At 71.9% G+C, this 23,237-nt stretch carries 16 protein-coding genes; 4 read left to right on the forward strand and 12 right to left on the reverse strand.

The genetic code is table 11. From position 1 onward, the window contains the following. Positions 1 to 9: 9 nt before the first annotated feature. The 7 genes from ABZ915_RS13670 to ABZ915_RS13700 form a co-directional block, all read right to left on the reverse strand. Positions 10 to 927 carry a TIGR03621 family F420-dependent LLM class oxidoreductase gene (locus ABZ915_RS13670; RefSeq protein ID WP_361800783.1) on the reverse strand — a complete coding sequence of 306 codons (918 nt, stop codon included), beginning with the start codon at positions 925 to 927 and terminating at the stop codon, positions 10 to 12. Further along, complete coding sequence (locus ABZ915_RS13675) at positions 924 to 2,129, reverse strand: amidohydrolase family protein (RefSeq protein WP_361800786.1); 1,206 nt, start codon at positions 2,127 to 2,129, stop codon at positions 924 to 926. The genes ABZ915_RS13670 and ABZ915_RS13675 overlap by 4 nt, the downstream gene beginning before the upstream one ends. A 9-nt stretch (positions 2,130 to 2,138) precedes the next feature. Next, positions 2,139 to 3,911: an amino acid adenylation domain-containing protein gene (locus ABZ915_RS13680; protein ID WP_361800789.1), complete on the reverse strand. Its 1,773-nt coding sequence runs from the start codon at positions 3,909 to 3,911 to the stop codon at positions 2,139 to 2,141. Beyond that, on the reverse strand, positions 3,908 to 5,521 hold the full coding sequence (locus tag ABZ915_RS13685) for a tryptophan halogenase family protein (protein WP_361800792.1): 1,614 nt from the start codon (positions 5,519 to 5,521) through the stop codon (positions 3,908 to 3,910). The genes ABZ915_RS13680 and ABZ915_RS13685 overlap by 4 nt, the downstream gene beginning before the upstream one ends. A 5-nt stretch (positions 5,522 to 5,526) precedes the next feature. Then, positions 5,527 to 6,288, reverse strand: coding sequence for an alpha/beta fold hydrolase (locus ABZ915_RS13690; protein ID WP_361800795.1), 762 nt, complete (start codon positions 6,286 to 6,288; stop codon positions 5,527 to 5,529). After that, on the reverse strand, positions 6,281 to 8,335 hold the full coding sequence (locus ABZ915_RS13695; RefSeq protein WP_361801012.1) for an MMPL family transporter: 2,055 nt from the start codon (positions 8,333 to 8,335) through the stop codon (positions 6,281 to 6,283). The genes ABZ915_RS13690 and ABZ915_RS13695 overlap by 8 nt, the downstream gene beginning before the upstream one ends. 226 nt (positions 8,336 to 8,561) lie before the next feature. Further along, positions 8,562 to 9,296: an alpha/beta fold hydrolase gene (locus ABZ915_RS13700; protein WP_361800798.1), complete on the reverse strand. Its 735-nt coding sequence runs from the start codon at positions 9,294 to 9,296 to the stop codon at positions 8,562 to 8,564. 228 nt (positions 9,297 to 9,524) lie between these two features. Between ABZ915_RS13700 and ABZ915_RS13705 the strand changes: the two genes are divergently transcribed. Further along, positions 9,525 to 10,760, forward strand: a complete 1,236-nt coding sequence (locus ABZ915_RS13705) for a cytochrome P450 (protein ID WP_361800802.1) — start codon at positions 9,525 to 9,527, stop codon at positions 10,758 to 10,760. Between the two features lie 36 nt (positions 10,761 to 10,796). On the opposite strand, the gene ABZ915_RS13710 is transcribed toward ABZ915_RS13705, so the two are convergent. After that, positions 10,797 to 11,735, reverse strand: coding sequence for a heme o synthase (locus ABZ915_RS13710; protein WP_361800805.1), 939 nt, complete (start codon positions 11,733 to 11,735; stop codon positions 10,797 to 10,799). 83 nt (positions 11,736 to 11,818) lie between these two features. Continuing rightward, complete coding sequence (locus tag ABZ915_RS13715) at positions 11,819 to 12,982, reverse strand: magnesium and cobalt transport protein CorA (protein ID WP_361800807.1); 1,164 nt, start codon at positions 12,980 to 12,982, stop codon at positions 11,819 to 11,821. 144 nt (positions 12,983 to 13,126) lie between these two features. Between ABZ915_RS13715 and ABZ915_RS13720 the strand changes: the two genes are divergently transcribed. Further along, a complete protein-coding gene (locus ABZ915_RS13720) occupies positions 13,127 to 14,350 on the forward strand; it encodes a winged helix DNA-binding domain-containing protein (RefSeq protein ID WP_361800810.1) in 1,224 nt (407 codons plus the stop codon). 102 nt (positions 14,351 to 14,452) lie between these two features. Here ABZ915_RS13720 and ABZ915_RS13725 read toward each other — a convergent pair whose 3' ends face one another. The 3 genes from ABZ915_RS13725 to ABZ915_RS13735 all read right to left on the reverse strand — a co-directional run bounded on the left by ABZ915_RS13725 (position 14,453) and on the right by ABZ915_RS13735 (position 21,752). Next, positions 14,453 to 15,244, reverse strand: a complete 792-nt coding sequence (locus tag ABZ915_RS13725; protein ID WP_361800813.1) for a serine protease — start codon at positions 15,242 to 15,244, stop codon at positions 14,453 to 14,455. 204 nt (positions 15,245 to 15,448) lie between these two features. Then, positions 15,449 to 18,265: an AAA family ATPase gene (locus ABZ915_RS13730; RefSeq protein ID WP_361800816.1), complete on the reverse strand. Its 2,817-nt coding sequence runs from the start codon at positions 18,263 to 18,265 to the stop codon at positions 15,449 to 15,451. A 607-nt stretch (positions 18,266 to 18,872) separates the two neighbouring features. After that, positions 18,873 to 21,752 (reverse strand): BTAD domain-containing putative transcriptional regulator, encoded by a 2,880-nt coding sequence (locus ABZ915_RS13735; protein WP_361800819.1) that lies wholly within the window; start codon positions 21,750 to 21,752, stop codon positions 18,873 to 18,875. Positions 21,753 to 21,958: 206 nt separating this feature from the next. Between ABZ915_RS13735 and ABZ915_RS13740 the strand changes: the two genes are divergently transcribed. Both ABZ915_RS13740 and ABZ915_RS13745 read left to right on the forward strand, forming a co-directional pair. Continuing rightward, positions 21,959 to 22,132, forward strand: coding sequence for a hypothetical protein (locus ABZ915_RS13740; RefSeq protein WP_361800822.1), 174 nt, complete (start codon positions 21,959 to 21,961; stop codon positions 22,130 to 22,132). An 80-nt stretch (positions 22,133 to 22,212) separates the two neighbouring features. Continuing rightward, entirely contained in the window at positions 22,213 to 23,232 is a 1,020-nt protein-coding gene (locus tag ABZ915_RS13745) for an MvdC/MvdD family ATP grasp protein (RefSeq protein WP_361800825.1), read from the forward strand. Positions 23,233 to 23,237 lie beyond the last annotated feature (5 nt).

Here is a 23,237-nt window from a genome sequence, read left to right on the forward strand (position 1 = left end):
CGGTTCCGCTCAGCAACCGGACAGCGCACTGACCAGCGGGGCCGCGGCTTCCATGTCGCGGCCCTGTATCACGATGTAGCTGATCCCGAACCGCTCGCGCAGCTCCAGGATCTTCTCCGCCATCTCGGGCACGCTGCCCACCAGCACATTGGGCAGCGTGGCCAGGGTCTCGGGCGGCATCCCCAGTCGCCGGCTCAGGCCGTCGAGGACGGTGTGCGGGCGGGGGGTGACCCAGAAGATGCCGACGCCGACCTGGAGTTCGATCTCCGGGAACCGGTCGCCGGCGCCTTCGCGTACCCACGCGAGCTTCCGTTCCGTCCCCTCCGGGGTGATGTCGTGCACCCGGGCCTCCCCGGCGCGCAGGTCGTGGTGCACGCCGACGATGTCGGCATGCCGGCCCGCCAGCCGCAGGATGCGCGGCGAGCCGCCGCCCACCAGGATCGGCACCTTCTCCTGGGCGGGTTCCGGGGCCCCCTCGAAGCCGGACACCCGGTAGTGCTTGCCCGTGAAGTCGGCCTTGCCCTCGTCCAGCACGCCCCGCACGATCTGCACGGACTCCTCCAGCCGCTCCACCCGGGTGCCGGCCGGGTCGAAGGGCAGGTCCACGGCGTCGTACTCCGCGCGCATCCAGCCCGCACCCATGCCCAGCTCCAGACGCCCGTCGCTGAGCAGGTCGAGCGTCGCGGCCTCCTGCGCGAGCATCACCGGGTGCCGGAAGTCGTTGCACAGCACGAGGGTGCCCAGACGGAGCGTGGAGGTCGCGTCCGCGGCGGCCATCAGGGCCGGCATGGGGGCGAGCTGCCCGCCACCGAAGTGGTCGGGCAGCACGAAGGAGGAGAAGCCGAGCGCTTCCGCCCGCCGGGCGCCCTCCACCCACTCGTCCCGCGTTCTCGCCCCGACGAACTGGATCCCGAACCGGAACCTCATGCCGTCCCCGACAGGATGTCGTGCATCCTTCCGCCGAAGAACCTGGCCTCCTTGGCCTTGTCCACCGGCTCCTGTTCGAGGAGCTTGCGGAAGTCCGACGTGGGCGTCGAGGAGCCCTCCGGGTGCGGGAAGTCGGACGAGAAGACCACGCAGTCGTCGAGTTCCTCGATGGCCCGCTGGATCCGGTCGCCGGGCTGCGCCACCACCAGGACCTGGCGCCTGAAGTACTCGCTCGGTTTCAGCGGAAGGGACCAGCGGCCGGTGATGTTGCGCAGGACCGGCAGGGTCAGCAGGTAGTCCAGCGCCCCCACCCAGTTCGGCGCCCAGCCGGTGGCCTGGTACTCCTGGAGCGTCAGATGGAAGTTGGGGTGGCGCTCGAAGACACCCGCGGCGATCAGTGCGGCCGACACCATCTGCGGGGTCGCGGCCGAGACGGACGCCAGCACATAGCCGACGTCCTTCAGCTCCTGACGGCCCGTCTGGTACCAGCCGGGCGCCACCTGGGGGCCGCCCAGGAAGCCGAAGTGCAGCACGCCGAGCATGCCGAGCTCGTCGGCGGCCGCCCAGATCGGCTCGAAGTCGGAGTGGGCGACCGACTTCCCGGCGGGCGGCCGGCCCGGTATCAGGAAGGCGCGGGCCCCCAGCTCCCGGGTGCGGCGCAGCTCGGCCACGCACCACTCCACGTTCTCCCACCACAGCAGCGTGGTGGTGAGCAGCCGGTCGGTGTGCCCCTGGACGCAGCCCGCGGCCCAGTCGTTGTAGGCGCGGATGACCCGCGGTACGTCCTCGGGCTCGAGGTACTCCCTGACCCGGTCGACGGTGACCAGCGCGGAAGCCGGATTGATGATCTGCGCGTCGATCTCGTTCTTGTCCAGCCAGGCCAGCCGTTCGGAGGCCAGATAGCCGCCGAAGGGATACGCCATGCCGCGGAACCGGCTCTCGTTGGCCGCCGCGGCCGCCTCCTGGAGGGTCGGGAAGCCGGCGAAGAAACCCTGCGACTGCTGGATGGACGCGGTGAGCCGTTCCGCGTCCACGGCGAGCCGGTCGGCGGGCGCAGCGTCCGAGAAGAACCCGAAGAGGTCCTGCGTCGACGTCCGGAAATACCAACGTGGTTCGATGCGCGACGCCAGCTGCGCGTCGGCCTCCACCAGCCAGTCCGGGGGCTCCTGGAAGTGGCTGTCCACATCGATGATCACGGTCATGGTGCTCCCTCAGGTGAGGCTCGTGGAGAGTTCGGCGATCGTCGGGTAGTCGAAGATGGCCCGCACGTCGAGATCGACGTCGAGCTCGGTGGCGATCTGCTCGACGATCTCGGTGGCCAGCAGCGAGTGCCCGCCCAGGTCGAAGAAGTTGTCGTACACACCGACCGTGTCGAGGTTGAGCACCTCGCCCCAGATCCGGGCGATCTTCTCCTCGGTGGCGTTGCGCGGGCCGACGAAGGCCTCTCCCGTGTCCGGCCGTTCGGTGTGCGGGTCGGGGAGCTGGGCATGGTCGACCTTGCCGTTGGCGTTCTTCGGCAGGCTGGTCAGCGGGTGGTAGACGGCGGGGATCATCCAGTCGGGCAGCGTGGCGCCGAGGTGCTCGCGGAGCTCCGCCTCGGTGGGCTCGTGACCGGGCGCGGAGACGACGTAGGCGACGAGACGCGCGGTACCGCTGGAGTCCTCACCGGCCACGACGGCCGCCTCGCGGACGAACGGATGCGCGAGCAGGCGTGTCTCGATCTCGCCGCACTCCACACGGAAGCCGCGGATCTTCACCTGCCGGTCGGCGCGTCCCTCGAAGGCCAGTGTCCCGTCGGCGTTCCAGTGCCCCAGGTCGCCGGTCGCGTACATGCGGGCGCCGGGCACGGTGGCGAAGGGGTCCGGCAGGAACTTCTCCGCGGTCAGCGCGGCCCGGTTCAGATAGCCGCGGGCCAGTCCGACACCGCTGAGGTGGATCTCGCCGGTGGCGCCGGCCCGCACGGGGACGCCCGACGCGTCGAGGATGCGGACCTCGGTGCCGTCGACCGGCAAACCCAGGGACGGGGAGCCCTCGCCGCCCGCGGGCACCGGGCCGGCGGTGCCGATCACGCTGTACTCGGTGGGCCCGTAGTGGTTGTGGACCTCGAAGGAGCGTCCGGCCGGCGGGTGCTGGGCCAGCCGGTCGGATCCCGTCAGCAGGACCCGCAGCTCGACCTGCTGGGTGTACGGGCTGTCGTAGAGGCGTTCCGCGAGCAGCGGCGGGAGGAACGCCACGGTGACGGCCTGCTCGGCGAGCCAGGCGAGGGTCGAGTCCGGGTCCTGCTTGACCGTCTCCGGCGCGGCGACCAGGGTCGCGCCACCGGCCAGTGCGCTCCACGTCTCCCAGCAGATGGCGTCGAAGGCGACCCGGGCGAGCAGGGCGCACCGGTCGTCGCCGGTGATCCGGTGGGTGCGGACGTGCCACCGCGCCAGGTTGACGATGCCCTGGTGGGGCACGAGCACGCCCTTCGGCCGGCCCGTGGAGCCCGAGGTGTAGATCACGTACGCGCAGTGCTCGCCGCTCAGTTCGGCCGGCGGCGGACCCTGCCGCTCCAGGGCGGCACCCTCCTTCTCGGCCGCCTGCACGTCCAGCACGCGGCTCGCCGCGGTCTCCGGCCAGTCCGGGACGACGCCGGACTCGGAGAGGACCACCGCCGCGCCGGCGTTCTCGATCGTGTAGGCCAGGCGCTCACCGGGGTCGGCGGGGTCCAGGGCCAGGTACGCGCCGCCGGCCTTGAGCACGGCCAGGTGGGACACGACGAGTTCCACACCACGCTGGAGACAGACGCCGACCACCGACTCGGGACCGACGCCCCGGTCCCGCAGCACCCAGGCCAACTGGTCGGCGCGAGAGTCGAGTTCGGCATAGGTGACGCGGTCGTCGCCTGCTTCCACGGCGATGGCGCCGGGAGCCGCCGTGGCCCGCTCCGCCACCAGCTCGTGCAGCAGGCGGCCGGCCGGTACGGCTTCCTGGGGGAGGGTCATGACTGCTGGTTCCTTTCCGCCATGGTGGTGTCCTTGGAATGGCCCGTGCGCAGGGCTTCCTCGCAGATGTCGATCACGGAGCCCATGAACTTGGCCATCCAGGAGGATTCGTTGACGACGGGCTCGCGCAGGATCTCGGGGTGCTCCTCGAGGAAACGCAGGGCATCGGCCTGGCTCAGCGCGTCCTCGGCCAGCTGGTCGTAACCGGCGGCGCGCCGCTCGTACACCTCCCGGGATTCCCGGGCACCCGTCCGCTGGTGCGGCACCTGCTGGCCGAAGAGCAGTACGTCGTGTCCGAAGGCGCCGAAGTTGACGGTGCCGCCGACGCTCAGATCGGAGGTGGAATAGGTGAGCGCGCCCAGTTCACCGAAACGGGCCACGAGTTTCTCCACCCCGGAGATGTCGGTGTCCCTGCGGCAGGCCCGCCAGAATTCGGTGTCCCGGCGTGTGTTGAAGCGGTAGTGGACGGAGAGGAACCACCGGATGAAGTCCCAGGTGTCGGAGATGGCTCCGTTCACCGCTTCGGTCGTCTTCGGCGTCAGCCTTCCCCCGCTCTCGGCCAGGGCCATGGCGAGCAGCAGTGACTGACGGCAGATGACGAACAGGCCGGTGGATTCCAGAGGCTCGACGAACCCGTAGGAGTTCCCGATCGCCGCCACGTTGCCCTTGACGAACTCGTCGTGCCGGCCGGAGCGGAAACGCACCTTGCGCACCGGTCCGAGACCCGGGTACACCCGCCGGAACTCCGCCTCGGCGTCCTCGTCCGAGACGAAGGCCGAGGAGTACACGTAACCGTGGTGGTCCTCGTCCCGCATGGGGATGGTCCAGGCCCAGCCGTTGTCCATGGTCTGCGCCCGGGTGTAGGGCTTGATGGTCCCGTCGTGCCCGGCCGTGCCGAACAGCGCGCTGTCGGTGAACAGCGTCGAGCCGTACGACAGGAACTCGGAGCCCATGGTCTTCTCCAGGAGCAGCGACTTGAAGCCGGTGCAGTCGATGAAGAAGTCGAACCGGTGCCGCCGTCCCTCCGTGTCCACGACCGAGGTGACCAGACCGTCGTCACCCTGCTCGACCTCGGCCACGGTGCAGTCGACATGGGTGATGTCCCGGGCGCGCGCCGTCTCGTGTAGATAGGCGAGGAACCGCTTGTTGTCGATGTGGTAGCCGAACGGGTACAGCGCCTCGAGGGAGAACGGGGGCCGGCTGCCGGAGCGGACGACGAGGTGGCGGTGTTCCGTCATGAGCACGGACTCGAGCGTGCTGCGCCGGATGTGCCCGTCGTACTCCTGGGACTCGGCGGCCGTGCCGGTGTCGAACGAGTAGTTGAAGAAGTGGTCCTCGTCCGTGCCGCCCCAGTTGAAACGGATACCGAGCTTATAGGTCGGGCGCACCTTCCGGTAGAAGTCCTCGATGTCAAAGCCCAGCACCTTGTAGAGGAAGGGCGGGAATTCGGAGGTGGTGGCCTCGCCGACGCCGATGACCGGAATGCTGGAGGATTCCAGCAGGCTGATCTCGGTGTCCGGGAGATGGGCGCGCAGGGTCAGCGCCGCCAGATATCCGGCGCTGCCGCCGCCGATCACGCCTATGGTGCGTACCGCCTTGCTTTCGGACATGCCGGTCAGACCTCCTCGGTGATGGGCTGCTGGGTGAGGTGCGCGGCCAGGACGCGCAGGATGCGAGCGGTGCTCCGGTGGAGGTGGAAGTGTCCGCCGCGCATGATGTGCAGGGTGAACTCACGTTCCGTGAAAGGCCGCCACAGTTCCAGTTCGGCCGGCCTGACGAAGCGGTCGACCGAGCCGCCGAATACATGCAGCGGGCAGTCCAGGGGGTGCTCTTCGGCATGTCGGTAGCCGCTCACGGCGGCGAAGTCGGCACGCAGCACCGGCAGGATTTCCCGGATCAGCTCGGGCTGTGATTCCGGACCGTTCGAAAAAGCGTAGGAGAGCCCGCTGAGGAAATCCAGAATGTCCTTGTCCGGGACACCGTCCAGAGCGAGCGGCCGCAGGGTGTGGGGCGCGGGGAACGAGGAGACCGCCAGCGTGGCCGGCAGCGGCCGGCCGTCGCGCCGTGCCCGCCGGGCCAGCGCGAAGGCGATCAGCGAGCCCGCGCTGTGCCCGAAGAGTGCGTAGGGGCGGCCGGCGACGGCCTGGGTGACGGCCCCGGCGGTCCTCGACACCAGCTCGTCGAAGTCGGTGAGGAAGGGGCCCCCGGCCCTTTCCTCGCGGCCCGGGAGCTGAACGGCCATCAGTTCCAGGCCGGTGGGGAGGGCGCGGGCCCAGCGGCGGAAGGCCTGGGCGCCGCCCCCGGCGTGCGGGAGGCAGACCACCACCGGCGCGGTCGGCCGCTCGGGACCGATGCGCACCAACCGGACCTCAGACATCCCGGCCTCCCGCCACCGTGCCGGCCGTGGACTGCGCGGGGGCCGGGTGCCCGGCCCCGGAGGCGGCCGGCGCGGACCGCGGCCGTGGCCACCACGACCGCTCCCCGAGGTCCATCAGCAGGGCCGGCAGCAGCAGAGGCCGGACGACGAACGCGTCCACGAGCACTCCGAGGGCCACCACGAGGGCGATCTGGACGATGCCCACCAGCGGGATGAGTCCGAGCGCGGCGAACAGGGCGGCGACGACCAGGGCGGCGCCCGTGATCGCCGGGACGGTGGCGGCGACCGCCCGCACCGTGCCGGCCGGCCGGCCCAGGCGGGCGGACTCCTCCTCGACGCGCGTCAGCAGGAGGACACCGGTGCCGACGCAGAACGTCACCAGGTAGGCCAGGGAGTGCAGTGCCAGGGTTCCCTCCTGCCCGGCGAATCCGAAGACGGGGCGGTGGACGGCGACCGAGACGCCCAGTGCCGCCGTGTAGGTGAGGAACACCGTCGAGACCAGCACCAGTGGGGCGACCACGGCCCGCAACAGCAGGCCGAGGAGCACCGCCAGGACGAGCAGCATCAGCGGGACGACGACCTCGCGGTCCCGGCTCTCGGCGTCCGCCGTGTCGAGGGCGACCGCGTCGGGGCCGCCGACGCCGGCGGACGCGCCGGGCAGAGCGCGCAGCGTGTCGCGCACGCGTTCCACGGTGCTGAGGGCGGCCGGGCTCGCGGGCGGCGAGGTCGGCACGGCGGTGATCAGGGACAGGTCGCCCGCCCGTGCCGCGCGCCCGGCCCGTGTCAGGCCGTCGTCGGCGCGCAGCGCCGCGAGCACCCGTTCCTCGGCGGCCGACCGCACGACGACGGTCACCGGTGACGTGCTGCCGGCCGGGAGGTCGCGGGCGAGCATCCGCTGGCCGGCGACGGCCTGGGGCTCGCCGGTGAACGAGTCGTCGGTGCTCAGCCCGGTGCGGGACGCGAACAGTCCGAGCGACAGCGCGGCGAGCACGACGGCCGTGACCGCCCAGACCGTCCGAGGCCGCCGGCCGACCCGCCCGCACAGCCGGCCCCAGAAGCCGGCATCGGCCTGTGCCGTGTCCCCGTACCGCGGTGCGAGGGGCCAGAGGATCCAGCGGCCGAACACCAGCAGGACGGCCGGCAGCAACGTCGTGGCCGCGGCGAGCGCGCACAGCACCGCGACCGCGCCGACCGGCCCGAGCCCGCGGGTCGTCCGCAGGTCCGCCGCCGTCAGGCAGAGCAGACCACCGGCCACCGCGACCGCGCTCACGACGGCGGCACGGCCGGCCCGGGGCAACGCGGCACGCATCGCCTCGTGCTTGTCGGCGTGCCCGCGCAGTTCCTCGCGGTACCGGGAGACGAGCGGCAGGGCGTAGCCGGTCGAGACGCACACCGTGAGCACGGTGAGCAGCCCCTGCGACAGCGTCGTGTACGTGAGTCCGGTCGCCCTGCCGAGCAGATAGACCGTGCCCTCGGCGACCGCCAGGGCGATGCCGCCGACCGCCAGGGTGACGGCCCACAGCCAGGGGCTGCGATGGGCGACGACCAGGACCAGCACCAGGAGCAGCAGGGTCACCAGGAAGAGCGTCGTGTTGACGTCGCTCATGATGTCGGCGTTGGCTGTCGCGTACCCGGCCTGTCCGGTCACGGCCACCGCGAGCCCGCCGTCCCCGCGGCCGACCAGGTGCTGCACGGCGCGCACGGAGTCGGCCACGTCGGCCGTCTCGTCGAAGCTCAGCCCGGTGCCGGGCACCGGGAGATCCACCCGGACGACGGCCGTGTCGCCGCCAGGCGCGAAGGTGGCCTCGTGCACCTGCGCCTTCTTGGTGATCTTCCGGCCGACGGCCGCTCGGTCGGCGTCGATCCGGGCCCGGTCGGCATCGGTCAGAGCGGAGCCGCGTTGATAGACGATGAGCGCGGATATCCGCTTGCTCTGGGGGAATTTCTGGTATTGCCGGTCGGCCTTGACGGATTCGGCCGAATCGGGCAGGGCGCTGATGGCGCTGTTCTTCTGGAGCGTGAACATCTTGCTGCCCTGGGAACCCACCAGAACCAACAGGAATAACCAAGTCAGGAGAACGAGCCACTTGGTTCGTCGCCCCGTCGCTGTCCCGACGAACCGAGCAACTCCATTCACCGCAATCGCTCCTTCGAATTGATCTCACACAGGGGCCGCGCCACCGTAGCTCCGGGCCCGGATCGGACTCAAGGAACGGTGGGGTGCGGTACGCGACGCACAGAAGACGTGTCCCGTCGACGGGACATGACTCTTGTCAAAGCAAAGGCTTGGTGACTTTCCGGAGGATGTCGTCGCCCCGGTCGAAGAGATAGAAGTGGTCCCCGGGGAAGAGGTCCAGCGAGAACTCCGCCTCGGTGAGCGCCGCCCAGCCCCGCAGCTCCTCGGGGTCGGCGAAGACGTCCGAGGCCCCGGCGAACGCGTGGACGGGGCACTCCAGCGGCCGCTCCGCGCGCAGCCGGTACGTGCCGGCCAGGGAGAAGTCGGCCCGGAGTATGGGCAGGAACATCTGCAGGAACCCCCGCTGGGAGAGCAGCGACCGGGGCACGTACTGACGTTCCAGCAGGAAGCTCAGCAGCTTCTCGTCCGGCACCTCGTGCAGTGGGTCCGGTATGCGCACCTGTGGTGCCGGGTATCCCGAGACGCCCAGGCAGACGGGTCCGGGCAGCCCCTGGCGCCTGAGCAGAAGGGCCAGTTCGTAGGCGACGAGAGAACCCACACTGTGTCCGAGGAAGGCGAAGCGGCGGCCCTGGAGGATCTCGGCGAGGCCGTCCGCGGTCTCCTTCACCAGGGTTTCCACGTCGGGAACCAGCGGCTCGCGGATACGGGTCTCACGGCCGGGGAATCGCACCGCGAGTACCTCGACCTCCAAAGGGACGACAGTGCGCCAGCGCTGATAGGCGGACGGTCCGCTGCCGGCATGCGGAAAGACCAGGAGAAGCGGCCGGTCCGGGCGGGAGGATCCGATCCGGGAAACCCATTTGCTGCTCATCCGTCAACTCCTCTGTGATTTCCCGTCGGGGATGTCGCGCGCGACGGGTGCGGACGCGGTGGCGATTCTCCATGAGGAGCCGGACCAAGGGGAGTCGTGAGCCCCCAGTGCGGCCGGCATCGGTGTGGACGGAGGCCACGGGAAAGGGTGATGGTGATCCGGGCCCGTGCCTTCGGCTTTCCGGCCGCAAGAGCGGGCGAGGCCCATTTCGCACAGGGAGGACTATTCGTGCTCGGGCTGAAATCCGTTGCCTTCGAAGACCTGGACAGAGTGAATCTGCTGGATCCCGGGCTGCATGCGACAGCCGATCTGGGGCCGTTGTGGAGGAAGCTGCGGCAGGAGGCCCCGATATGGTGGCACCCCTCGCAGGGAAGCGTCCCCGGATTCTGGGTCGTCACCCGGTACGCCGACGTGCTCGGCCTGCTGAAGGACCACGAGAGATTCACCGTCGGCCGCGGCAACATGCTGGCGACCCTGCTGCACGGCGGTGACACCGGTGCGGGGCGCATGGTCGCCGTGTCCGACGGCCGGTGGCACGCGGGGCTGCGCCGGCTCATGCTCTCGGGCATCGGTCCCAAGGTGCTCGACCTGGTCAAGGACCTCACCGAGGCCACGACGCGTGATCTCGTGGGCCGGGCGCTGGAGCGGGGCGCCTGCGACTTCGCGCGGGACGTCGCGGCGCAGATCCCTTTGACCGTCATCTGCGAACTGCTCGGGGTGCCGCCGCAGGACCGGCCCCGGGTACTTGAGTTGACGAACAGGGCGATGCTCTCGGGTGACTTCGAGGCACCCGACATCGAGATCCGTGTCGCCCGCAGCCGGATCCTGCAGTACTACGCGAACCTGGCCGCGGTGCGCGGCGGGGCGCCGGGCAGCGACATGGTCAGCCTGCTGGCCACCAGCGAGGTCGACGGGCGCCGGCTCACCAAGCAGGAGGTGCTGCTCAACTGCTACAACCTCATCGTCGGAGGGGACGAGACGGCGCGGCTCGCCATGAGCGGCGGGTTGCTGGCACTGATGGAGAACCCGGCACAGTGGGAGCGGCTGCGCGGGGACCCCGCCCTGGTGGACCCGGCGGCGGAAGAGATCCTGCGCTGGACCACACCCGCGTCGCACATCGGGCGGACCGCGCTGGCCGATGTGACACTGCACGGCGAGGTCATACGCGAGGGCGACGTGGTGACGGTCTGGAACGTCTCCGCGAACCGGGATGAACAGATGTTCGCCGCGCCTGACGTCTTCGACATCGGGCGCTCACCGAACCGGCATCTCACCTTCGGCCACGGGCTGCATTTCTGCATCGGCGCGGTGCTGGCCCGGCTGGAGCTGCGCACGATGCTGCGTGTCCTGCGGGAAAGGGTCGCCCATGTGAGACTCCGGGGTGAAGTGCGGCGTATCGAATCGAACTTCATCACCGGGGTCAGCAGCCTTCCGGTGGCCCTGGAGAAAGACCCGGCCGGCTGAATTCGTGCGGCTGAGGCGTGCCGGTGCGGGCAGGCCTCAGCTCCCGTGACGGAGCAGCGAATCGGCGGCCAGCGCCAGGAAGAGCAATGTCAGATAGACGATCGACGTGTGGAAAAGCCGCATGGTCCGCGGCTCCTGGCCGCTTCGCGCGGCCTTGTGGAGACCGTGCACCTGGAAGAGGAACACGCCGCCGAGAACGACGGACGTGACGCCGTAGAGGGGTGTGGTGGGAGTGAGCGGCCACACCGCGACGGACGCCGTCACCATGAGCCAGCTGTGCACGACGCTTTCGGTCAGTACACGTCGGATCGACGCCACGACGGGCAGCACCGGAATACCGGCTCGGGAATAGTCGTCCCGGTATTTGACGGCCAGTGCCCAGAAATGCGGCGGCTGCCAGAAGAAGACGACCAGGAAGAGCGACAGCGCGGTCCACGAGAGGGATCCGGTTGCTGCCGCCCAGGCGATCAGGACGGGGGCGGATCCGCACAGACCACCCCAAAGCGTACTCTGTGGGGTCCGCCGCTTCAGCAACAGGGTGTAGACGAGCGCGTAATGGCTGATCGCGCACAGGGCGAGAACCGCGGCCAGCGGATTGGCCAGGGCGAGGAAGATTCCGACGGAGATCACGCAGAGCGCGGTCCCGAACATCAGGGCCGCCCGCGGGCCGACCCGATGGCGAGCCAGCGGACGATTCCTGGTGCGCTCCATCAGCCGGTCGATATCGCGGTCTATCACGCAGTTGAACGCACCCGCACTGGCCGCCGCGCAGGTGCCGCCCAATGTGACGGCGAGGAAAGCGGTGATCGAGGGTACGCCATGGCTGGCCGCGAAAAGGGTGGGGACCGCCGAGACCAGCAGGAGCTCGACTATGCGCGGCTTGCAGAGGGACAGATAAGCGCCCACGACGTCCCGGACCGACGAAGGTCCCGGGGCATCGGCGAGAATACTTTTCTCGGTGTCGATCGTACTCAATTACGCGGCCGCCTTTCGAGTGTTCGGGGCGCTCGGCGGGACTGACAGGCGGCATTGAGCATCCAGCAGAATTCCTTGAACGTCTAGAGCCAGTCCCGTCGTTTGAAGACCACGTACAACGTCGTGCAGACGACCCCCATCAGAGCGATGGCGAAGGGGTATCCGAAAGCCCAGTGCAGCTCGGGCATATGGGAGAAGTTCATGCCGTAGATCGTCCCGACGAGGGTGGGCGCGAACAGGATGGCCGCCCAGCTGGAGATCTTCTTGACCTCCTCGTTCTGTTCGAAGCCCGCTTCCGCCAGCGCCCGCATCTCCGCGTTCTGCTGCTGGGTGACCAGGGTGGCGTTCACCGTGAGGATCTCGGTGAGGGCCTGGCGGAACCCGTCGACGCGCTCGCTGGTGTGGGTGACGTGGTCGGCGACGTCGCGGAGGTAGCGCTGGAGCTCCTCGTCGGTCTCGTACTTGGCGAAGCCGGCCATCAGGCCGTGCAGCATGCCGACCAGGGGGCGGGTGGCGCGCTGGAACTCGACCATCTCGCGGGAGAGTTCGTAGATGCGGCGGGAGACCTCGGGGTCGCCGCGGAAGACCTCCGTCTCGATCTCGTCGATGTCGATCTGGACGCCCTCGACGACGGGCGCGTAGCCGTCCACGACCGCGTCGAGTATCGCGTAGAGCACCGCTTCCGGGCCCAGCTTGAGCAGCTCGGGGGAGTCCTCCATACGGCCGCGGACCGCGGAGAGGTCGGGGGCGGCGCCGTGCCGGACGGTGATGACGAAGTCGGGTCCGACGAACACGTGCAGCTCGCCGAAGTCGACCTCCTCGGGCGCGTCCAGATAGCGGGCGGCGCGCAGTACCACGAAGAGCGTGTCGCCGTACCGCTCCAGCTTCGGACGCTGGTGCGCCTCCATCGCGTCCTCGACGGCCAGCGGATGCAGTCCGAACTCCGCGGCGAGGGAGAGGAGTTCGCCTTCCGTGGGCCGTGCCAGACCGATCCACGCCATGCCGGCCGGCTGCTCGCGCAGCTCCCGGTAGGTGTCGGCGAGCGTGGCGGGGTCGGAGACACGCACCCCGTCGCGGTACAGGGACGCCTGGACGATGCTCGCGGCCTCGGCCGGTACCGCGGCGGGCGGCTGCTCGGGCGGCGCGGACGGTTCGGCCGTGGGCGGCTTCGACGGGGGCAGGGTGCGCCGCCAGACGGATTTGCGGAGGTTCCTCCTGGAGGCGGGGACGGCGCGTCGCTCGGGCATCGAGTGCTGCCTCTCGGTCGGCCTGCGTCGGCATGATCACCAGCAGGATATACGGGGCATACCCGGCCCGTCCCTGGTGCGCGGACCGGGATCCGGTGAGAGTTGCGGACCAAAGGTGTCCGCAACTGGCACTAGCGTGCCGTCATGACGGATCGGAGCGCCGGGAGTCGTGGCGGGGAGGACGGTGGCGTGGTGAGTACGCGCGCGGGGAGCACGGACGGCGGGGGCACGGGGAGCCCGAGTACCGAGAGGCCTGCCGCGACGGGCACGGGCACGGCGAGCGCGTCCCCGCTCTCCGTCCGGGCCCTCAACCGGGCGACCCTCGAGCGGCAGCTGCTGTTGCGCCGGTCGGCGCTGTCGGCCGGGGCGGCCGTCGGGCATCTGGTCGGGCTTCAGGCGCAGAACGTGAAGCCGCCGTACTACGCGCTCGCCGCCCGTCTCGACCGCTTCGTGCCGCAGGATCTCTCCCGGCTCATGGCCGACCGCGCCGCCGTCCGTATCGTCACGATGCGCTCGACCATCCACACCCACACGGCCGAGGACTGCCTCACCCTGCGCCCGCTCGTCCAGCCCGCCAGGGACCGGGAGCTGAACGCCTTCCGCAAGGGGCTCACCGGCGTCGACCTCGACCGGCTCGCCACGCTCGCCCGTGAGCTCGTGGAGGACGAGCCGCGCACCATGGCGCAGTTGCGTCAGGCCCTCTCCGCCAAGTGGCCGGAGGCCGACCCGCAGGCGCTCGCGGTCGCCGCCCGCTGCCGGCTGCCGCTCGTCCAGGTCACCCCGCGCGGGCTCTGGGACCGCAGCGGCCAGGTCGCCCTGACCACCTCCGAGCGGTGGCTGGGCCGCCCCGCCGAGCCCGCCCCGGCACCGGACGCCGTCGTGCTGCGCTACCTCGCCGCCTTCGGCCCGGCCTCCGTCAAGGACATGCAGACCTGGGCGGGCCTGACCCGGCTGCGCGCGGCCTTCGAACGCCTGCGCCCACAGCTCGTCACCTTCCGGGACGGCAACGGCGTGGAGCTGTTCGACCTGCCCGACGCGCCCCGCCCCGACCCGGACACCCCGGCCCCGCCCCGCTTCCTGCCCGAGTTCGACAACCTGCTGCTCTCCCACGCCGACCGCACCCGCGTCGTACCCCCCGAGTACCGGGGCCGCAGCTGGCAGGGCAACCAGGCCTACCGCACGCTCCTCGTCGACGGCTTCCTGGCGGGTGTGTGGAAGCTCGACGGTGCGGCGCTGGTCGTGGAGCCCTTCGGGCGGCTGACCGCGGCCCAGCGGGAGGAAGTGCGCGAAGAGGGACGGCGGATGCTGGAGACGATGCATCCCGAGGCGTCGTACGACATCCGGTTCGGCACCGTCGTACGGAGCTGAGGGCGACCGGAGACGTGGATAGGGAGGCGCTGCGGGCCGCTCGTGGAGGCCCGCAACGCCTCCCTGGCATCTACCCGAGGGGTCCTCGGGAGGCTTTCCGGGTTACGAGTTGACCTGTGTGGTCACCAGGTTCGAGAAGGTGGTCAGCCGGGTGTACACACCCGGGTAACCGGCCTCCGCGCACCCCTCTCCCCAGGAAGTGATCCCTGCCAGGACGCCCCCGATGAGCAGGGGACCGCCGCTGTCGCCCTGGCAGGTGTCTACGCCGCCGGAGGTGTATCCGGCGCAAACCATGTCGGTCTGGACGAAGTCCGAACCGTAGGAGCTCTTGCAGCTGGAGTCGGACACGATCGGGACGGTCGCGGTCCGCAGCTGGTTGGAGGAGCTGCCGTTCTCCGAGGTGGTGCCCCAGCCGAGGATGCGGGCCGTGGTGCCGGCCGCGTACACGCCGGTCTGCGAGGAGGAGACGTACGACGCGGGGGTGTACGACATCGACGAGGACAGGGTCAGCACGGCCACGTCGTCACCGTTGGTGGCGTCGGTGTAGTCCGGGTTGATCCAGATCTTGCTGACCTTGCTGACCGTGCCGTCGGTGCCGTTCAGATAGGTCCGCCCGCCGACCACCCGGACACTGCTGGTGGACTCGCCGACCATGCAGTGGGCCGCGGTCACGACCTTCTTGGCCGCCACCAGGGTGCCGCCGCAGAACTGGTTACCGGAGGCGTCCGTGATCTGCATCATGAACGGGTACGCGGCCGTCGTGGTCGTCGTGCCGCCGACGATGGGCTGGGGAGCGGCCTGCGCGGTGGGGGCGCTGAGCAGGGCGGTCGCGGCGGCGGCAGCGGTCGCCGCGACGACGGCGGCGGTTCTCTTGGCGCGGTTTGGCCCGAACATGAGTCTCCTCAGTGGGGTTGCCGGTGGGGGGACGCGCGGGTGTGGGGGGTGCACTGCGGGGGCCGCGGGACCGACCCCCGTATGCCCGGGCGAGCGGCATGGGTTCAAGCTAGGACCCGGAACAGCCTCCTCCCAATGAGGGAACCCCCTAGTGGAGTGGGGCAGGGAAAACCCTCGGTCCGGCTCAGTAAACCTGGCGGGTCGTCACTTCGCGCGGCGGCCTGCCGCCAATCGGACGATGTCCACCCGCGAACGGATCCCCAGCTTGCGGTAGACCCGGGTCAGGGTCGCCTCGACGGTCTTGACGCTGATGAACAGACGGGCGGCGATCTCCCGGTTGGTGGCGCCCTCCATGACCAGCGCGGCCACCTGACGCTCCATCGAGGCCAGTCCCTCCAGCGCGTCCAGGGCGGCGGGCGCGGTGACCACCGGCTCCGGCTCGGGCTCCGGGGCCGTGACGGCCGCCTCCACCTGACGCAGCCAGGGCAGCGCCCGGCAGCGGCGGAACAGCCGGGCCGCCTCGTCGTACGCCGTCGGCCCCGGGCTCCCGGTGCGCAGCTGGGCCAGCGCGAAGGCGGCGCGGGCCTCCTCCAGGCCGTAGCCGAGTTTGGCGAGCCGGTCCTGGGCCGACGTCAACTGGGCGACGGCCGGGTCCAGTTGCCCGCGGGCGGCGCGGACGAGGGCCTCGGCGCGGTCCAGGACCGCGAGCACGCTCTCGCGGCCGAGGCGCAGCGCGTGCTCACGGGTGACGTCGATGACGTCCTGCGCCTCGTCCGGGGCGCCGATCCTGACGAGGGCCTCGGCGAGGTCGCCGTGCCAGCGGCCGCGCGCCGGGTCGGTGATGCCCAGGTGCCGCTCCAGTTCCCGCACCCGGCGCAGCGAGCGCACCGCGCCCGCCGGATCACCGGCCACCAACTGGGCGTAGCCCAGCGCGCCCAGGGCCCGGGAGAGATACATCTGGTCCCCGTCCTGCTCGGCGTGCTCGACCGCCTCCCGGGCCAGCGCGAGCGCCCGGTCCACGTCGCCGCCGGAGGCCTCCGCCAGGGAGGTGAGCATGCCGGAGGCCGTCTCGCCGATCCCGGAGTCCCGGGCCAGGGCGAGGCTCTCCCGGGCCAGCTCCAGTGCCCGGCCGCAGTGCCCGGAGCGCAGTTCGGTCTCGGCGAGCCCGCGCAGGAAGTGCACCTCGCTCTCCACCGAGCCGCGCCGCCGCACCTCGCGCAGCAGGGCGGTGACGGTGGCCCGCGCCTCGGCCAGCTGGTCGCCCATGACCAGCCAGCGGAACCGGGCGCTGCCCGCGCCGTTGTGATGGCACGCCACCCGCGGGTCCTGGGGCTCCTTCATCGCGCGCTTTATGGTGGCGGGGGCCGCCGGATGACCCATCAGGGTCTCGATCTGGGCCAGGAACGCCAGCGCCAGGAGCTCGGTGCGCCGGTCGCCGCCGCGTTCGGCGAGCTCCGCCGTGTGCGCGGCGGCCTCGCGCGCCTCGGTGAAGTCGCCCTCCACGATCAGCGCCCGCCACGCCATCTGGTAGTGGACGAGGGCGAGCAGCCGCGGGTCCTCGCCGGCGTCGGCCAGGGCCTGCGGGAAGACGGCGTCGACCTCGGTCATGGTGTGGCCGGCCGTCTCGATCACGGCCATCCAGGCCCGTACCCGCTCGGCGGGCACCGTCGCCCGGGTCAGCACCTCGCGGGCGATGTCCCGGGCGAGGTCGACCTCCCCGGCGGTGATGGCGTCCTCGGCGGCCTGCAGCCGGCGCTCGTCCGGGCCGGGCGCGCTGCCGGCCGGGGTGTGCCGGGCGGCGAGCAGTCCGAGCTGCGCGGCCACGGACGGCGCCCCCCGGTCCCGGGCCAGCGCGGCGGCCTCGGCGAGCCGGGCGGCCGCCTCCGGGTCGGTGCCGGTGGTGGCCAGCGCGAGGTGGCGGGCCCGCTCTATCGGGTCGGGGGCGGCCGTGGACAGCGCGGCGTGCGCGGCCCGCCGTTCGTGGACGGGGGCCTCGGCGTACAGGGCGGCGGAGATCAGCGGGTGCGCGAACCGTACGGCGGGGTCCTCCGGCTCGGTGGCCAGCAGCCCGAGTTCGGCGGCCTGCGCGCACTCGGCCTCGGCGTTCTCCCGGCCGGCCGCGTGCAGCAGCGCCGGGGTGGGGCGGGCGCCCGCGCTGGCCACCAGCAGGGTGCGGCGGGCCTCGACGGAGAGCATGTCCAGGCGGCTGAGCACCAGCGCGCGCAGCGAGGTGGGCACCGGCAGCGGCTCGCCGGGGCGCGGCGGGGTGGGGCTCTCGGCGAGGGCGCGGCCGAGCTCCAGCGCGAAGAGCGGGTTGCCGCCGCTGGTGCGGTGGATCTCGCGGACCGTGGAGCGCGTCAGGCCGGTGTGGCCGCGGTGGTCGAGCAGGGCGGAGACCTGGGCGCGGGTCAGGGAGCCGAGCCGGACGGCGAGGGTGTCGGGCGGGGACGCGCGTAGATGACGGTCGTACTCCTGGCCCTCGGTGCGGACCGCGCACAGCAGTTGGACCGGGGTGTCACCCAGGCGGCGGGCGGCGAAGCCGAGGAGTTCGGCGCTGGCCGGGTCCAGCCACTGGAGGTCGTCGGCGACGACGAGGACGGTGCCCTCGGCGGCCAGCGCACGCAGCGCGGACAGCACGGCGAGGCGCAGGGCGAGTCCGTCGCGCTGGAGGCTGGACTCGCCGCGGCCGGTGAGCGCCGACTCCAGGGCGGTGGCCTGGGCGGAGGGCAGCCGTGCGGACACCCGGTCGAGGACCAGGCCGAGGAGGTCGGCGAGCGCGAGGAAGGGGAGGTGGGATTCGGACTCGGTGGCGGAGCAGCGCAACACGGTGTGGGCGGCACCGGCGTATTCCGCTGCCAATGCCCGCAGTACGGTCGATTTCCCTATTCCGGCCGGGCCGTGGAGCAGGACGCTGCCACCTCGGGTCAGCTGCTCGTGGGCGGCGGCGAACAGCTCCTCCCGGCCGATGACCAGGTCGGGGCGGCATCTCGCAGGCTCCTGGAAGTCCCGTCGCACGGTCACCGCTCCCCTCCTGTGTCGTGTCCGGGCCAAATTCTAGGCAATGAAGCCCGAAATTCGGACGGATGCCGTGGTGAGGGAAATAACAGGGGCCCAGGCATACGCAAATTCAAACCGTGATCACATGAATGGAAACCGCTCTCGGGGACCGGGACCCGACCGGTGGATCAAGCCGCCGGAACCGGCCGGAGCCGCATCGTCGCAGGTGAGCGGGGCGCCCCGCCCAGGGCGGGCAGGGCCCGTCGCGACTCCGGCCCGGCCCGCGAAGGAAGCCGGCGGGCCGTACGCGCCCGCGCCCGACACCCAGGACTCTCCATGGTCGACTCCGGCCGCCGGCCCCCCCGGCACCGGTCCCGCTGCGTCGGACCGGTCGGCAGCATGCGCATGGCCCGGCTGCCCGTGCCGCGGAGGCCGTGGCCCGAGCGCCGGGCGCCTGCGCGTTGGTCGAGTCTGGTCGCCGGCCCTCGGCCCCCGGCCCCCGGCACCGGGTTCGGTCCCGCTGCGTCGGACCGGTCGGCAGCATGCGCATGGCCCGGCTGCCCGTGCCGCGGTCCGGGCGGCGGTCGCCCGCGCGAGGAGTGCAGGCTGCCGGTCGTGCGGTGGGCCGGGCTCAGTCCAGCAGTTCCCGCACGTACGCCGTCGCCTCGGCGCGCGAGAGCCTGCGTCCCTCGGCGAACCGTGCGTCGAACTCGTCCGGGCGGAGTGCCGCCCGCACGATCTCGACGTTGCGGGGACCGTCCAGCGGATCCATCCGCTCGGGAAAGAACCCGATCCGCCCGCCGATCGCCGCCACCGTGCCCAGCAGCACGGCACCGTCCGCCGGGCGCCCCGTCATCGCCAGGCAGCCGGCGACCGTGTGCAGGCCGACCAGCCACGAGGTGACGTCCCACTCGTCGAACAGCTCCCGCACCATGTCCTGGCCGCGCCGCAGCAGATGGTCCCGGTCACCCAGGTCCATCGCGATCTTCAGGCCGATCCAGGTGGACGACAGCGCCGCCCAGTCGTGCCCGGCGGCATGAGCCGTCGACACCGCCTGCCCGATCAGCGCGTCCGCCGCCGCCAGGTCGCCGCTCGCCCGGGCGACCTGGCTGAGCACCATCAGCGCCTCGGCCTCCACCCACGGCTGCGCCGCCTCGCGGGCCAGCGCGAGCGCCTGTTCGCCGGACTCGACCGCGCCCGCGCCGTTGCCGACCGCGGCGAGGAAGTAGGCGCGGTAGCACAGCACGAGCGCACGGTGCTCGGGGTCGTCCGCCTCCAGGGCGAACGGCTCCGCCGCGTCGAGGGCGGCGCCCGCGGAGGGCAGGTCGGCCGAGAGGTAGTGCAGGGTCGCCTTGCCGATGTACGCCCGGGCATGCAGGCCGGGGTCGGCCGGCGGCGCCTCCGCGAGCCCGCGGGTGAGCCAGCCCAGGCCCTCGCTGACGTGCCCGCGCCGGTAGCAGAACCAGTACAGCTCGGTGGCGATGCGCAGCGCGACGTCCGGTTCCCCGGCCGTGAACGCCGACGCGATGGCGGCGCGGAAGTCCGGGAGCTCCGTCTCCAGCCGGCTCAGCCAGCGGGAGGTGTCGGCGCTGCGCGCCCGGCGCCCCGCTTCCACGGCGAGCCGGGCGGCCCACGCGCGGTGGCGGGCGGCGAGCTCGTGGCGCTCCGCCTCGTGCAGCTGCCGGTCGCCGTACTGGCGCAGGGTCTCCAGCATGCGGTAGCGGCGCGGCTCGGTGCCGGGCACCACGGACACCAGCGACTTGGCGACCAGGCCGGTGATCCGCGACAGCGCGGCCTGGTCGCCGGTCACCCGGCGGGCGGCGTCGAGGTCGAAGCTGCCCGCGAACACACTGAGCCGGTCGAAGAAGCGACGCTCGGCGGCGTCCAGCGTCTCGTGGCTCCACGCGACGGCCGCCTCCAGCGAGCGGTGCCGCTGGGGCGCGGTGCGTGCGCCGCCGCTGAGCAGCGCGAAGCGGTCGTCGAGGTGGTCGGCGATCTGGCGCACCGACAGGGTGCGGCTGTGCGCGGCGGCCAGCTCGATCGCGAGCGGCATGCCGTCGAGCGCGCGGCACAGTTCGGCGACCGTCTCCAGCTCCTGGCCGGTCGGCTGCCAGGTGGGCACCAGGGTGCGGGCGCGGTCGCGGAAGAGGCGTACGGCCTCGGAGCCGGGGCCGTCGGAGCCGAGCGGCGGCAGTTCGAGCACGGCCTCGCCGGAGATCCGCAGGGGCTCGCGGCTGGTGGCGAGCACCCGCAGCTCGGGGCAGTTCAGCAGCAGCGACTCCACGAGCTCGGCGGCGCCGTCGATGACGTGCTCGCAGTTGTCCAGTACGAGCAGTGCGCTGCGGCCGGCCAGGGCGGGGGCCAGCGCTTCGGCGGAGCTCGCGCCGGCCAGGCCGAGCACGGAGCCGATCGCGTGGGGGAGGTCGGCCGGGTCCTGAATGGTGGTCAGTTCGACCAGCCACGGCCCGTCGAGGTCCTCGCGGGCCGCCCCGGCCTCATTGGCGAGCCGGGTCTTGCCCATGCCACCGGGTCCCACGACGGTGACCAGCCGGTGCTCGTCCAGCAGCGCGCGCAGGACCGCCAGCTGGTCCTCGCGGCCGACGAAGCTGGAGACGTGCCGGGGCAGGTTGCGGGTGCGGTCGGCGGCGGAGGCCCTGCGCACCGGGGCCGGGGCGAGATCGGCCTGGGCGACCACGGGAGCCGGGACCGCCGCGAACGCTGCCGGGGCGGGCCGGCGCGGGTCCAGCGCCGGGGACTGCGCGAGCACGTCCGTCTCCAGCTTGCGCAGCTCCGGCCCCGGGTCGGCGCCGAGCTCGTCCACCAGGCGCTTGCGGACGGTGCGCAGCGCGGCGAGCGCGTCGGCCTGCCGTTCGCAGCGGTACAGCGCCAGGGCCAGCAGCGACCACGCCCGTTCCCGCAGCGGGTGCTCGTCGGCGTGGGCCTGGAGGCCGGCGACGGCGGTCGCGTGCTCGCCCTGTTCGAGGGCGCAGGCGAACCGGTCCTCACGCGCGGCCAGCCGCAGCGCCTCCAGCCGCATCACCTCGGGGCGGGCGAACTCGGCGTCCCGGCAGTCGGCGTACGCGGGACCGCGCCACAGCCGCTCGGCGGCATCCAGCTCCGCGGCGGCGCGGTCCGGGTCGCCGGAGGCCAGCGCGCGACTGCCCTGCTGGGCGTGGTGGGTGAAGCGTTCGGCGTCGACGGCCTCCGGCGGTACGCGCAGCACATAGCCGGGCCCCTGCCGGACCAGGAGCACGGACGGGGTGCGGGCCGCGCGGCCCGGCTCCAGCGCCCGGCGCAGCGCGGCGATGTAGCCGTGCAGTGTGGTGACGGCGCTCGCGGGCGGTGCGCCCTCCCACAGTTCCTCGACGATCCGGTCGGTGCTGACCATCCGGCCCCGCTCGGACACCAGCAGGGCGAGCAGTGAGCGGGGCACCCGGCCGCCGAGCGCGGCGGGCTCACCCCCCACGTCCGCGCTGATTTGTCCTAGTACCCCCAGGCCGATTTCGGTCATGCGTTCCCCCGGTAGATCGTTTCGCGGAGCTTACATTCACTGGCAACTGGCTGGAAAGAAACGCCCATTCGATTCCCAGTGGCTTCCCAGTGGGGCGCGCGAGAGTTCTTCCCGAGGCTGACGCCGACGGAAAACACCGGTCGGAGGGGTCTCCCGGCAGCGGAACAGCGCATGCCGGCCACGCAACAACACGGAGGGAACCAGCCATGGCCGAGAGCCAGAACATCCGCCTCGACGACCTGACCGAGGGCGTCACCGAGCTGACCGGCGAGGAGCTCGAGCTCGTTGTCGGCGGCATGCCCATGACCGGCGGCCTGGGCACCGGCTACCTCTGCACCGCCACTCAGGCGGGCAGCAGCGAGGACTGCTGGAACGACTGACCCCACGGTCCGGGCGGGTGCACTCCGGTGCACCCGCCCGGCCCCGGGTCGCGAGAGCGCGGCGGAGGAGACCACACACCATGATTCTGATCATCAGCGACCCGGAAGACATCACGGTCGGCTACGTACTCCCGCATTTGGAGCGGTTCGGCGCGCAAGTGCTCTGGTGGAACGACGACCGCTTCCCGGGGGAGAGCCGGCTGACCCTTCAGGTGCGGGGCGGGACGACCCGCACGCTGCTGCACACCGGTGGCGCCACCCATGACCTCGCCGACGTCACAGCGGTGTGGGTCCGCCGCCCGGAGCCCGCCCGCGCGGCGGACGTCGTCCAGGAGCCGACGCACCGTGCGTGGTCGGAGCACGTCTCGACGTACTTCCTCCGCGGCCTCAAGGAGATCCTGCCCGCGCGCCGCTGGATGCCCGGACCGCTCTCGCGCGCCGCCGTCGCCGACAACAAGCTGGTCAACCTGACCCGCGCGGTCCAGCTGGGCTTCACCGTCCCCGACACCGTGGTCACCAACGACCCGGACGAACTGGTGCCCGCCTGGGAGGCCGCCGGGGGACGCCTGATCAGCAAGGCGCTCACCTACCGCGACATCCGTGTCGACGGCGAGCGCCACCACATGTACACGGTGCCGGTGCGCCGCCGCGACCTGGCCGGCCGGCGCCGGATCCACCACGCGCCGGTGATCCTCCAGCCCAACGTGCCCAAGCAGGTGGAGCTGCGCGTCACCGTCGTCGCCGGACAGGTGTTCGCCGCGGAGATCGACTCGCAGGCGTCCCGCACCACCGCGCAGGACTGGCGGCACTACGAGGACGCGTCCGTCCGCTACCGCGAGCACCGGCTGCCCGACGACGTCCGACGGCGTTGCGTCGCCCTCGCCGAGTCGCTCGAGCTCTCCTACGGCGCGATCGACCTGATCCTCACGCCCGACGGCGACTACGTCTTCCTGGAGATCAACGTCAACGGCCAGTGGGGGTGGGTCGAGACGCTCACCGGCATGCCCATCGCGAAGGCCATCGCCGACTGGCTCAGCGCCGACGAGCCCTGCCGGACCCCCGCCGCCAAGACCGCCCCCGACCAGCCCGCGAAGGTGTGACCGCC

Source organism: Streptomyces sp. NPDC046915 (assembly GCF_040644935.1).
GTDB lineage: Bacteria > Actinomycetota > Actinomycetes > Streptomycetales > Streptomycetaceae > Streptomyces.